At 32.4% G+C, this 13,069-nt stretch carries 11 protein-coding genes and 1 riboswitch; of the genes, 8 read left to right on the top strand and 3 right to left on the bottom strand.

The window, feature by feature from the left end; genetic code table 11:
- The first annotated feature begins 123 nt into the window (after positions 1-123).
- Together AAGV33_RS01015 and AAGV33_RS01010 are read left to right on the top strand one after the other, a co-directional pair.
- On the top strand, positions 124-588 hold the full coding sequence (locus AAGV33_RS01015; protein ID WP_373390041.1) for a Dps family protein: 465 nt from the start codon (positions 124-126) through the stop codon (positions 586-588).
- A gap of 46 nt (positions 589-634) precedes the next feature.
- On the top strand, positions 635-823 hold the full coding sequence (locus AAGV33_RS01010; RefSeq protein WP_373390040.1) for a CsbD family protein: 189 nt from the start codon (positions 635-637) through the stop codon (positions 821-823).
- A 77-nt stretch (positions 824-900) separates the two neighbouring features.
- Here the strand turns inward: AAGV33_RS01010 and AAGV33_RS01005 are convergent, their stop codons facing one another.
- The 3 genes from AAGV33_RS01005 to metK form a co-directional block, all read right to left on the bottom strand.
- Positions 901-1,515, bottom strand: a complete 615-nt coding sequence (locus tag AAGV33_RS01005; RefSeq protein WP_373390039.1) for a deoxynucleoside kinase — start codon at positions 1,513-1,515, stop codon at positions 901-903.
- Between the two features lie 127 nt (positions 1,516-1,642).
- A complete protein-coding gene (locus AAGV33_RS01000; protein ID WP_373390038.1) occupies positions 1,643-3,397 on the bottom strand; it encodes a DUF4153 domain-containing protein in 1,755 nt (584 codons plus the stop codon).
- A gap of 109 nt (positions 3,398-3,506) precedes the next feature.
- Entirely contained in the window at positions 3,507-4,757 is a 1,251-nt protein-coding gene (gene metK, locus AAGV33_RS00995) for a methionine adenosyltransferase (protein WP_373390037.1), read from the bottom strand.
- Between the two features lie 473 nt (positions 4,758-5,230).
- Between metK and AAGV33_RS00990 the strand changes: the two genes are divergently transcribed.
- From AAGV33_RS00990 to AAGV33_RS00965, 6 genes are all read left to right on the top strand, one after another.
- On the top strand, positions 5,231-6,505 hold the full coding sequence (locus tag AAGV33_RS00990; protein ID WP_373390036.1) for an O-acetylhomoserine aminocarboxypropyltransferase/cysteine synthase family protein: 1,275 nt from the start codon (positions 5,231-5,233) through the stop codon (positions 6,503-6,505).
- A gap of 639 nt (positions 6,506-7,144) precedes the next feature.
- Positions 7,145-7,351 carry a hypothetical protein gene (locus AAGV33_RS00985; protein WP_373390035.1) on the top strand — a complete coding sequence of 69 codons (207 nt, stop codon included), beginning with the start codon at positions 7,145-7,147 and terminating at the stop codon, positions 7,349-7,351.
- 173 nt (positions 7,352-7,524) lie between these two features.
- Positions 7,525-7,631, top strand: a riboswitch (SAM riboswitch).
- A 65-nt stretch (positions 7,632-7,696) separates the two neighbouring features.
- Positions 7,697-8,677, top strand: a complete 981-nt coding sequence (locus AAGV33_RS00980) for an alpha/beta fold hydrolase (protein ID WP_373390034.1) — start codon at positions 7,697-7,699, stop codon at positions 8,675-8,677.
- Positions 8,678-8,682: 5 nt separating this feature from the next.
- A complete protein-coding gene (gene thrA, locus AAGV33_RS00975) occupies positions 8,683-11,094 on the top strand; it encodes a bifunctional aspartate kinase/homoserine dehydrogenase I (RefSeq protein ID WP_373390033.1) in 2,412 nt (803 codons plus the stop codon).
- Between the two features lie 101 nt (positions 11,095-11,195).
- Positions 11,196-11,630 (top strand): OsmC family protein, encoded by a 435-nt coding sequence (locus tag AAGV33_RS00970; RefSeq protein WP_035662433.1) that lies wholly within the window; start codon positions 11,196-11,198, stop codon positions 11,628-11,630.
- Between the two features lie 107 nt (positions 11,631-11,737).
- Entirely contained in the window at positions 11,738-12,910 is a 1,173-nt protein-coding gene (locus AAGV33_RS00965; protein ID WP_373390032.1) for a trans-sulfuration enzyme family protein, read from the top strand.
- Positions 12,911-13,069 lie beyond the last annotated feature (159 nt).

Genomic DNA, 13,069 nt, shown 5'->3' with positions numbered 1-13,069 from the left:
TACCATTAAAATCCGAATAACTTGGAATTCTATAACAATCTCAAAAAACTGTGTAAGATAATAGGTCTATTGCTACAATATCTTTGTAAAGAACAAATTATTAAAACAAAAAGCATAAATAGTATGGAGCCAAAAATTGGAATCACAAAAAAAGAGCTGGAGTCAAGTATTAATTGTTTAACAACGGTTTTAGCAAACGATATGTTGCTTTATACAAAAACAAGAAAATTTCACTGGAATGTTTCAGGAAATAGTTTTATGGAGTTGCACAAATTGTTTGAAACCCAATATACAGCTTTAGAACAGGAAATAGATGAGGTAGCAGAACGTATTAGTAAACTTGGCGGAAAAGCTATTGGTACAATGCAAGAGTTTATCGATCATTCTATTCTCAAGGAAAATCCGAAAGCTGTAGATCAAAAAGAAATGCTTAAAGAACTTTTGTCAGATCATGAAGCCGTTTTAAAACAACTGAGAGATTTTACCAAGGAAGTTGAAGAAACTGACGATTATGGTACTGCTGATTTTCTAACAGGCTTACTGCAAAAACATGAAGATAAATCGTGGATGTTGCGTCAATATATATAGATCAAAAATAAAACAAATAAAAATTAATATTTAAAATTTAGAAATTATGAATAGTACAGAAATCAAAGGAAACTGGAACGAATTAAAAGGAAAATTGAAACAAAAGTATGCTGATCTTACAGATGACGATTTGTTATATGAAGAAGGTAAAGAAGATGAATTGTTTGGAAGATTGCAACAAAAAATCGGAAAAACTAAAGAAGAAATTACCAAATGGTATAATGACGAATTGTAATACTCAATTTCAAAATACTAAAGTTGAATACCAAAGAAGCCGCTTCAAATTTTTGAAGCGGCTTCTTATTTTAGTTTTTAAAATAATCCGTTTAATTCGGCATTGATTCTTTCAATGATATTTCCTAAATCTTCAGGATTGTCAACAAAATTAATTTTGTCTACATCTATAATTAATAGTTTTCCTTTGTTGTAAGTATGAATCCAGGCTTCGTAGCGTTCGTTCAAACGACTTAAATAATCAATCGAGATCGAGTTTTCATATTCACGTCCGCGTTTGTGGATTTGTCCTACCAAATTTGGAATGGAACTTCTTAGATAAATTAACAAATCAGGCGCTTTAACCGTAGATTCCATCAACTCAAAAAGAGACGAATAATTTTGGAAATCGCGATTAGTCATTAATCCCATCGCATAAAGGTTAGGAGCAAAAATATAAGCATCTTCATAGATTGTCCTGTCTTGAATTACTTTTTTTCCGCTTTCGCGAATTTGAATCACTTGACGAAAACGACTGTTCAAGAAATAGATTTGAAGGTTAAAAGACCAGCGCTCCATTTGATGGTAAAAATCATCTAAATAAGGGTTGTCTACTACATCTTCATAATGCGGTTCCCATTTAAAGTGTTTGGATAGCAAAGCCGTTAATGTGGTTTTTCCTGATCCTATATTTCCTGCTACTGCTATGTGCATTACGGTGTTACGATTTTAATTTTAAATACTTCTTGAGTTGTAAAAATAGGTAAATTTTCAACTTTGGCACTCTTTTTTTTAAACTAAATTATACTAATTAAAAAATAGATTTTTGGCTGAAATCCAGCTATTTAATTTTCAGAAGCACTTTAACGTTATAACTATTTACGATAGGTTTTTTGTTTGTTTTGTTTACATATACGTAGGTGTAAGTCAATTGCAGCTTGTATTTACTGTTCTCAATTTTTTGAATAATCTTCTCGTTTGAATTAGAATTGAAGTGGATATTGTCTATAATAAAAGCTTCTGTTTTTAGAGGAATAATATCATTGTTTATTTGTAAATCAATACCATCTTCAGTATTCGTACTTAATAAAGAATATTTTTTTTGATTGATTGTAACACAGTCTGAACAATTCAAAGTGCTATTGTTAGAAAGGTTAAAGGAAAGATCATAATCGTGTATGTTTTCAACCAATTGTCCTTCGTTTTCATAATGACTGTAATATATATTCTCATCGTCTCTTCTATCATATTGACTACGATAGTGATAACCTAAAGCTTTCATGATTTGGGTACTACTTGGATTTTTATCCTTTCGTACTAACGCATCAAGTTTTTTATCTGTGAGTGGCAACAAAATTTTTACATCATAATTCTTTACTAAAAAATCAATGATGCTGCTTAAATCTTGTTCTTGTTCAAAAGTGAGTTTGGTTTTATCTTTTTTTGATAAATAGTTTTCAAGACGATTGAGTTGACTGTTTTTAGAAACTGAATTGGCACTTTGAGGTCCAATGATGGTGCATAATGCAATCAGACTCATCGATATTGGGATGAACATGATTTTTGGTTCTTTTTTGATGATAAAATAAAGAACTAATAGTGTTAGCCAAATCGATAATGCCAATACATAATAACGTTCATGAGTTATTCCGTATAATTGAATTCGATATAAAATAGCCCAGTAAAGCAACACTAAAAGCGGAACGAGCAAATAATAAAACCATTTATTAAACGTGCGAATCCATACATTTTCAGCCTGATGAGCAATAGGATGGATTAGCAATAAAGAAAGTATTCCAAAAACAGCAAATACTAAAATCAGGTTGGAAACCCAGCCTACTGGTAAAGAAAAACTAAGGACAATTTTTAATTCGTAACCAATCAAAATAACTAGATAAATACTAATTAATGGGATTAAGACGTATTGAGTGAATTTTTTTAGTCCCTCAGGATATTTAAGTTCCAGTGTTTCTGATGGATTATTCGTTTCGGAGATTCCAGATAAGAAAAAAATACTATTGAATGTTCCAGCTATAAATAGGAATAAATGAAAATAGATTTTGTCATATAATTCAATATTGAATAAGTTATGAACAGCTAACAGCGCCAGCGCTAATCCAGAATACAAAACAATACTATACAAAACAGCTGTTAAAATCCGAATGAAAAGCTGTTTGTTGAATTCCCAAAAATGATCCTGATTGTATTTTTTGTTCAAAAATGCAGCAAAAGAAACTAGAAGATGTAAGGCGATATTTAATGTGAAAAACTGAAAAAATTCCGTTTGCTTAATTTTGTCTGAAAAATTAAATACAAATAGAATAATAATTGTTCCAAGGGCAAGACTGCTTATAAAACGGATCAAATTGTCTTTTTTGTTTCGAGTAAAATACAAGCTAATAGAAAGAAAAAGAACAAAACACAACGAACAGCTTAGAAGTATTTTGTTGTAGAGATTTTCTAAATTATCGTTACTTTCTTCTGCTAGAAACATTGCAATAATAGTTCCTGTAATAGCAGTGAATGTTTCTAATGGAAATCGGGAAACTGTTTTTTGGATCGCATCAACAGTTCGCTGGAAGGAAGGGAATTTCATGTAGATTGATTTAAGATTATAAAGTAACTAAAAAATCTAATTTGTCTGACAAAAAAAAGAGACTATCTTTTTAGAATAGTCTCTTTTGTATTTCATTCAGGATATTTAATTATAATCCGAAAGCTGTTTTTATTTGGTCAACATAATCTAATTTTTCCCAAGTAAACAATTCAACCGTTACTGTTTTTTCTTCACCCCCTGGAGCCGAAAAAGTTTTTGTAACTACTTCAGGAGTACGTCCCATGTGTCCGTAAGCCGCTGTTTCGCTGTAAATAGGATTTCTTAATTTTAAACGTTGCTCAATAAAGTAAGGACGCATATCAAAAATAGCTTCTACTTTTTTAGCAATTTCTCCATTGGTTAAATTCACTTTTGAAGTTCCGTAAGTATCAATAAAAATACCCATTGGCTGAGCAACACCAATAGCATAAGAAACTTGAACTAAAATTTCGTCAGCTACTCCTGCAGCAACTAAGTTTTTAGCAATATGACGTGTAGCATAAGCAGCACTTCTATCAACTTTAGATGGATCTTTTCCAGAAAAAGCACCACCACCATGAGCTCCTTTTCCACCATAAGTATCTACAATAATTTTTCTGCCAGTAAGTCCAGTATCACCGTGAGGTCCACCAATTACAAATTTCCCTGTTGGGTTAATATGGTAGTTAATTTTATCGTTGAATAAATGGGCATGAGTTGGGTTTTTAGCGATAATCCTTGGAATCAAAATTTCGATGATGTCTTTTTTGATTTTTGCAAGCATTGTAGCTTCTTCGTCAAAATCATCATGTTGTGTAGAGATTACAATGGCATCAATACGTACTGGTGTATTGTCATCACTGTATTCTAAAGTTACCTGAGATTTTGCATCTGGACGTAAATAAGTAATTTCATTATTTTCACGTCTTAATGCCGCTAATTCTTTCAAAAGTTTGTGAGACAAATCAAGAGCTAAAGGCATGTAGTTTTCGGTTTCGTTAGTTGCGTAACCAAACATCATTCCTTGATCACCAGCACCTTGCTCTTCAGGGTTTTTTCTGTCAACTCCTTGATTAATATCTGCTGATTGTTCGTGAATGGCTGAAAGAATTCCACAAGAATTCGCTTCAAACATGTATTCGCTTTTAGTGTATCCAATTTTTTTGATTACATCACGAGCAATTTGTTGAACATCTAAATAAGTATTCGATTTTACTTCTCCAGCTAAAATAACCTGACCAGTAGTTACTAAGGTCTCGCAAGCTACTTTTGAATCCGCATCAAAAGCTAGAAAATTATCAATTAATGCGTCTGAAATTTGATCCGCAATTTTGTCTGGATGTCCTTCGCTCACAGATTCTGACGTAAATAAATAGGCCATAATATATAATTTTTAAATATTAAGCGAGGAAAAAATAATTGCAAAAAGGACTAAAGGAGAGTTTCTGCTTTAGCATTTTTTTCTACTGAAAATTTTTCAGCACTCACAATGAATTCGTTTCATTATGAAGAGGTTGCAATCAGTTCAAATTTTTCCTCTTGTATTTTGAGGTGCAAAGGTATGAAACCATTTTTGAAATGTAAATTAATCTCAGCTAATTTTTTTAAAGAAAAAAAGCTTGCTTTAAAAATGTTAATTTATTTTAAAAAATTTGGAATTTAAAAAATTACTTACGTAAATTTGATTCGAAAATTTTTAGAAAATGAAAACAGTAAAAGCGATGATGTGTAACAAGAAACAGTATTTATGCTGCGGGTACACTATTGCTTAAACTTAAAATATAGATTTAGCAAAGCCTCCCGAGAAATTGGGAGGTTTTTTTTTGGAAATAATTAATCATAAACAAAATAGACATGAGTACATTAAAATTTGAAACCAACGCGCTACATGCAGGACATGATGTAACGAAACACGCAGGAACCAGAGCGGTTCCTATTTATCAAACTTCTTCTTATGTGTTTAATAATTCAGAACATGCGGCTAATTTATTTGGTCTTGCAGAACCAGGATATATTTACACACGATTAAACAATCCTACTAATGATATTTTAGAACAGCGTTTAGCCGCTTTAGAAGGTGGGATAGCCGCTGTAGTTACTGCTTCGGGAACAGCTGCAATTTTTACAGCTTTGTTGGCTATACTTAAAACTGGAGATCATATTGTGGCTTCTAGCAGTTTGTACGGAGGGACGTTCAATTTGTTCAATTCAACTTTACCTCGATTAGGGATTACAACCACTTTTGTTGATCCATCGGATGCGGTTAATTTTACTAAAGCGGCTACAGCAAATACAAAATTGTTTTTTGTCGAAAGTTTAGGGAATCCAAAATTAGATGTTTTAGACTTAAAAGCAATTTCGGTAGAAGCGAAAGCTTTAAAAGTGCCTCTAGTTGTTGATAATACAGTTGCTTCGCCAGCTTTGTTACGACCAATAGAACATGGAGCTAATATTGTTATTCATTCTTTGACAAAGTATATTGCTGGAAATGGGACGTCATTAGGAGGCGCTATTGTTGATGCGGGAACATTTGACTGGAGTAGTGGTCGCTTTCCTGAATTTACAGAGCCAAATGCGGGTTATCATGGCTTAGTTTACCACGAAGCTTTGGGAGCTGCAGCATTTATAGCAAAAGTTAGAATTGAAGGATTACGTGATTACGGAGCGGCTTTGAGTCCGTTTAACGCATTTCAGATTATTCAGGGATTAGAAACTTTGTCTGTTCGTATTCAAAGACACAGTGAAAATGCTTTGGAATTAGCACAATGGTTAGAATCTCAAGATCAGGTGGCTTGGGTAAATTATCCAGGATTGAAATCGAGTAAATATTATGATTTAGCACAGGAATATTTGCCAAAAGGACAAAGCGGATTGCTTACTTTTGGATTAAAAGGCGGTTTTGATGCTGCTAAAAAAGTTGCCGATGAAACAAAATTGTTTTCTTTGCTGGCTAATATTGGTGATACAAAATCTTTAGTTATTCATCCAGCGAGTACTACACACCAGCAATTAACAGAAGAGCAACAATTCACTTCGGGTGTTTCTAAAGATTTAATTCGATTGTCAGTAGGATTAGAAGATATCAATGACTTGAAGGCCGATTTGAAAGCTGTTTTTGATACTTTATAATAACATTAATTTAAAACAGGGTTAATATTCAATTGTGTTTTCAGTTATATCTTTGAAACATCAAATCAGAAGAGTGGAATGGAGTTAATTTTTATAAATTTTCTTGGGAAAAAGACTCTTGTTTGATTTGTTTTTTAGATTAGAATTTAAAATTAATGTTAAAAAGTACAATTAACTGTTAATTAGTATTTTTAGATTAAAATTTTTAGAAAAAATAACGGGTGATAAAGAAAAATTTATATCTTTGTGACTCTAAATAAAAAGAAAAAATGAATTTTATTATTTGTAAAAAATCGATGGTACAAACTAAGGAAATCCGCAGGAGTGCGATAGCTTAATTTTTTATTCAAATAAGATTAAAATATAGCAAAAGCCTCCTGAGAAATCAAGAGGCTTTTTTTGTTACAAATAATAAAAACAAACAGAAATAATGATTATTATTAATAATAAGAAAAATAAACAGTTTACAGTCTCTATGCTTTGTGCAAAGGCTATAGTCTGTTGATACCCAAAAGAATCGTTTATAGTATATAAACCCTTTTGGTACACTGACCAAAAGGGTTTTTTTATTTAGAATACATTTATAATTAAAACAAGCAAACAAATAAAAACAAGTCGGATAATTTAAATTTAAACATTATGAACACAAGAAGATTGATCACAAGAGCATTAGACTTTATAAGAGATATAAGGGCTAATAATGGTACAGAAAATGAGAATAGGGAAGAATTGACAAATAACAGATTTGGTATTAGCACAGATGCGGATTTAAAAGAGCAAAAGAAAGCATCTGATTCATTAACGTTTTTGATGTATTCTAAAGAAAATGAAACACTGTTTATCTAAATATAGTTTTGTAAATATAGGTCTCAAGCGCAGGTGATTTCTGAATTTTGTGTTCAGTTATGACTTGCGTTTGTTTTTTATAAAGTTGTTGGTTTAAAACTAGACCAGCAAAATTTGTTTGTTTGAAAAAATAGTAGTTACTTTGCACCGTTAAAGTTCATAAACGTATTGAAATGTTATAAAGAAAGCTCGAGGGAATAGACCCGATGAAAGCTTAGCAACCCTTTGCAAACGAAGAAGGTGCTACATTCTATCCCGATATATCGGGAAAAGATAACAACAATAAAGCTTTCCTTTAGCTTTCTTTCTAATATTTCCATCATCAATCATATTAAAGATTTGAAATTGGAAAATAATCCCAATCCCATTATAATACAAAATTTCACTACCGAGAGTGGTGTACTATATCCTGTTATCAATTTAAGTTATCAGCTTTTTGGTCCGGAATTGCACACAGCTCCTGTAGTCTTAGTTAATCATGCCTTGACTGGAAACTCTCAGGTTATTGGTGCAACTGGATGGTGGAATGATTTAATAGGAGAAAATAAAACTATTGATACTAATAAATACAGCATTTTAGCATTTAACGTTCCAGGAAATGGATATGATGGTGCCATTGTAGAAAATTATTTTGATTTTACTGCCAGAGACATTGCTAAACTGTTTATTAGGGGAGTAAAAACACTTGAAATCCAACAATTGTATGCTATTATAGGCGGATCAGTAGGTGGTGGAATTGCCTGGGAAATGATTGCTCTAGAATCAAAATTAGCTTTAAACGTAATTCCTATTGCGACGGATTGGAAATCGACTGACTGGTTGATTGCGAATTGTTTTTTGCAAGAGCAAATTTTAAAAAATTCCTGCAATCCAATAGAAGATGCAAGAATTCACGCAATGCTGTGTTACAGAACGCCGGAATCTTTTAAATTGAAATTTGACCGGACCATTAATGAAGAATTAGCTATATTTAATATTGAAAGCTGGTTGCTTCACCACGGTAAAAAATTACAAAAACGCTTTCAGCTGGCTTCTTATAAAATGATGAATCAATTGCTTAAAACGATTGATGTAACCAGAAACAGTGATTCGTTTGATGTATTTGCTTCTAAAATTGAAGCTTCAATACATATCATTGGTATAAATTCAGATTTGTTTTTTACCGCAAAAGAAAATAAAGACACTTTTCAGGAATTAAAAAAACATAATGTTGCTGTTTCTTATCAGGAAATAGAATCCATTCACGGACACGATGCTTTCTTGATTGAGTACGAACAATTAAACAACTTACTTGCTCCTATTTTTAGTAGCAATACAAAAATATAATTGAGATGAAAATATTAAAATTTGGAGGAAAATCTTTGTCGAATGGCGAAGGAATCAATAAAGTAGTTTCTATAGTAGCTGATAAAGTAAATAAAGGAGAAGAAATTGCTATTGTTGTTTCGGCACGTGGAAAAGCAACCGATGAGCTAGAAGAAATTCTAGGTGTAGCAGCTAAAAATGCAGATTATAAAGTGTTGCTTGAAAAATTCAAACAATACCAGCAAGATGAATATTCAGCAGTTGATTTGTCTGAAGAATTCGCTATTTTGGATAAATTATTCGAAGGAGTAAGTTTAATTGGAGATTATAGTTCTAAAATTAAAGATCAGATTCTTTCGGTTGGAGAGTTGCTTTCTGCAAAATTATTAACAGCAATTTTAATCGAAAAAGGAATCAATGCGCGATTTGCTGATTCTCGAATTTTCCTAAAAACGGATTCAAAATTTGGAGATGCACAACCGCTAGAGCAAATTTCGAAGAAAAATGTCATTCAGTATTTCAAAGAAAATGGCGCTTCGGTTAATGTTGTAACTGGTTTTATTGGTTCTAATAACAATAATGTCACTACTACTTTAGGTAGAAATGGAAGTAATTATACTGCTTCTTTATTAGCAAATTATCTAAATGCTGAGGAACTTCAGAATTATACGCATGTGGATGGAATTTATACAGCCAATCCGGATTTAGTTTCTGATGCTAAGAAAATTGATCATTTGACTTTTAACGAAGCAAATGAGTTGGCTAATTTTGGAGCGACAATTTTACACGCTAAAACGATAATTCCTTTGTTAGAAAAAAATATTCCATTGCGAATATTGAATACTTTTAATCATGAAAATGAAGGAACTTTAATAACTGCAACTTCAACAACAGGAGGAATTAAAACGCTTTCGGTTTTAGAAAATTTAGCTTTAGTAAATCTTGAAGGTAGAGGTTTGTTAGGGAAAACAGGAGTTGATGCCCGTATTTTTAAAGTAATGGGTGATAATGATATTAGTGTAAGTATTATTTCTCAGGGTTCTTCAGAAAGAGGAATTGGTTTAGTTGTTGCCGAATCTCAGGCTACAAAAGCTATGATTGAATTAGAAAAAGAATTCGAAAATGATTTCTATTCTAAAGACGTTAATAAAATTTCGGTGACTGATGATGTTGCGGTAATTTCGATTATCGGGCAAGATTTGAGTACGTTCCATAAACCGTATACGGCTTTGATTCGCAACAAAATTGTACCAATTTTGTTCAATAATACCGTGACAGGAAAAAATGTGAGTTTGGTATTTAAAAAATCAGAATTGAATAAGGCATTAAATGTTATTCATGGAGAGATTTTTGGAGTGGCTAAAAAAATCAATATTGCTGTTTTTGGTCATGGATTAGTAGGCGGAACGTTGATTAATCAAATTTTAGAATCGGCGGTTGCTATCGAGAAAAGAAAAGATATTAAGCTGAATGTTTTTGCCATAGCCAATTCTAAAAGCGTTTTATTGAATAAAGATGGAGTAACGCCAAATTGGACAAACGAAATTCAAACTAATGGATTCTCTTATACTATTGATGATGTTATCGCTTACGCAAATGAGCATCATTTAGAGAATTTAATTGCGGTTGACAATACGGCAAGTGCTGCATTTGTTGAAAATTATATTCCTTTGGTAGAAAATGGTTTTGATTTAATTTCTTCGAATAAAGTGGCTAATACATTGAGTTATGGTTTCTATAAAGAATTGAGAAAAGTATTGACTGATAACCAAAAAAGTTATTTGTATGAAACCAATGTTGGTGCAGGTTTACCATTAATTGATACTATCAAATTATTGCATCTTTCGGGAGAGAATATTACTAAGATTAAAGGTGTTTTCTCAGGAACGTTGAGTTATTTGTTCAATAATTTTTCGGCAAAAGATGTTCCTTTTAGTGATATCTTGAAAGAAGCAATTGACAACGGATATACCGAGCCAGACCCAAGAGAAGATTTAGGCGGAAATGACGTAGGTAGAAAATTATTGATTTTGGCCAGAGAATTGGATTTGCAAAATGAGTTTGAAGAAATTGCAATTCAGAATCTAATTCCGGAGCATTTACGTGAAGGAAACGTTTCCGATTTCTTGAATAAATTGAAAGAATTCGATCCAATTTATGATAAAATAAAAAGCGAACAAGAACCAAATCATGTGTTGCGATACATAGGTGAATTGTCTGGTGATTTACAAAATGACAAAGGAAATCTGGAAGTAAAATTAGTTTCAGTTCCTTCGGATACAGCTTTAGGCGGATTAAAAGGTTCTGATTCTTTCTTCGAAATTTACACGGAATCTTACGGAGACCGACCAATTGTTATTCAAGGTGCTGGAGCAGGATCAGCAGTAACGGCAAGAGGCGTTTTTGGGGATATTTTGAGATTGTCGGATAAAGGATAGTTAATTTAGATTCCAGAATTAAGATTGCAGATTTTAGATTTAAAAAATAAAAATCCGCGTTTGAAATCCGTTTCATCCGCGTTCCATAAATAAATAATATTATGAAAATAACATTAGACAGAGTAAACGAAAACTTCCACTTTCAATTGAAAAATGAAAGAGGGCATATAGTAAATGTAGATGCACGTCCAGATTTTGGAGGAAATGATATGGGGCCAAGCCCAATGGAATTAGTCTTGATGGGTGTGGCTGGATGCAGCGGAATTGATATGATTTCGATTCTAAAAAAACAACGTCAGGAAATTACTTCTTTCAAAGCTGAGGTTGAAGGAGAGCGTGTACAAGTAGGCGAAGCAAAACCTTTTAAAGATATTCATGTGGTTTTTTCTTTGGAAGGAAATATTAAAGAAGACAAAGCAGCTAAAGCAGCACAATTGTCTTTCGAAAAATATTGCTCGGTTTCTAAAACTGTGGAGCCTACAGCTACCATTCACTATAAAGTAATTTTGAACGGAGTAGAATTAGCAAAAATTTAAGAATAGAAATAACAGATTAAACGAATTTTTTAGATTGTTTAATTAGTGAAATTTAAAACAATATGAATTTGTGCAAATTTGTGCAATTCGTGTAAAAATAATAAAAAATGGACGAACAAGAATTTGGTTTTGAAACCCAAGCGATACGTACACACATAGACAGAACACATTACCAAGAACATTCAACACCTTTGTTTTTGTCTTCAAGCTTTGTTTTTGAAGATGCGGAGGACATGAGAGCTTCTTTTACAGAAGAAAAAGAACGTAATATTTACAGCCGTTTTTCTAATCCTAACACCACTGAGTTTGTAGACAAAGTTTGTGTTATGGAAGGTGCTGAGGCAGGTTATGCTTTTGCAACAGGAATGGCTGCTATTTATTCTACTTTTGCTGCATTGTTGAGTTCAGGAGATCATATTGTATCCGCTGGAAGTGTGTTTGGTTCGACTCATGCTTTGTTCATGACTTATTTTCCAAAATGGAATATCACGACTTCGTATTTTGATATCAATCAACCAGAAACGATTGAGAGTTTTATCAAACCAAATACTAAAATCTTGTATGCTGAAACTCCTACTAATCCAGGTGTTGATGTAGTTGATTTAGAATTATTAGGTCAAATTGCTAAAAAACACAATTTGATTTTAATAATTGATAACTGTTTTGCAACGCCTTATATTCAGCAGCCAATTAAATTTGGAGCGCATATTGTTATCCATTCGGCTACGAAATTAATGGATGGGCAAGGACGTGTTTTAGGAGGTGTGGCCGTTGGTCAAGCCGATTTGATTCGTCAAATTTATCTTTTCTCTAGAAACACAGGTCCTGCAATGTCACCATTTAATGCATGGGTATTGTCTAAAAGTATTGAGACATTGGCTCTTCGTGTAGAAAGACATTGTGAAAATGCAATGAAAGTGGCTGAGTTTTTAGAAAATCACCCGAATGTAAATAGTGTGAAATATCCTTTCTTGAAATCACATCCTAAATATGAGATTGCAAAAAAGCAAATGCTTTTAGGAGGTAACATTATTGCTTTTGAAATCAAAGGAGGTATTGATGCTGGTAGAGCATTTTTGGATAAAATAAAGTTATGTTCGCTTTCGGCTAATATTGGAGATGCTAAAACAATTGTAACGCATCCAGCTTCTACGACTCACAGTAAATTGTCTGTTGAAGAAAAATTAGCAGTAGGAATTAGTGAAGGTTTAGTGCGTGTTTCTGTAGGTTTAGAAACGGTAAAAGATGTTATTGCTGATTTAGAACAGGCGCTTTCTTAAGGATTTCAGATTGAAAATTAACGATTGCAGATTTTACTTTAGTACATCACAATCGTTAATCTTCATTATTCTTTAGTTTTAAAATATACTTTTGTTGTAATTATAAAGAAGTGTTGGTTTTCTTTCAATCATAAATCAGCAATCGTTAATCATCAATCA

The organism is Flavobacterium magnesitis (assembly GCF_041729735.1).
GTDB classification, from domain to species: Bacteria; Bacteroidota; Bacteroidia; order Flavobacteriales; family Flavobacteriaceae; genus Flavobacterium; species Flavobacterium magnesitis.
This window is presented reverse-complemented; position numbering and strand designations above follow the sequence as displayed.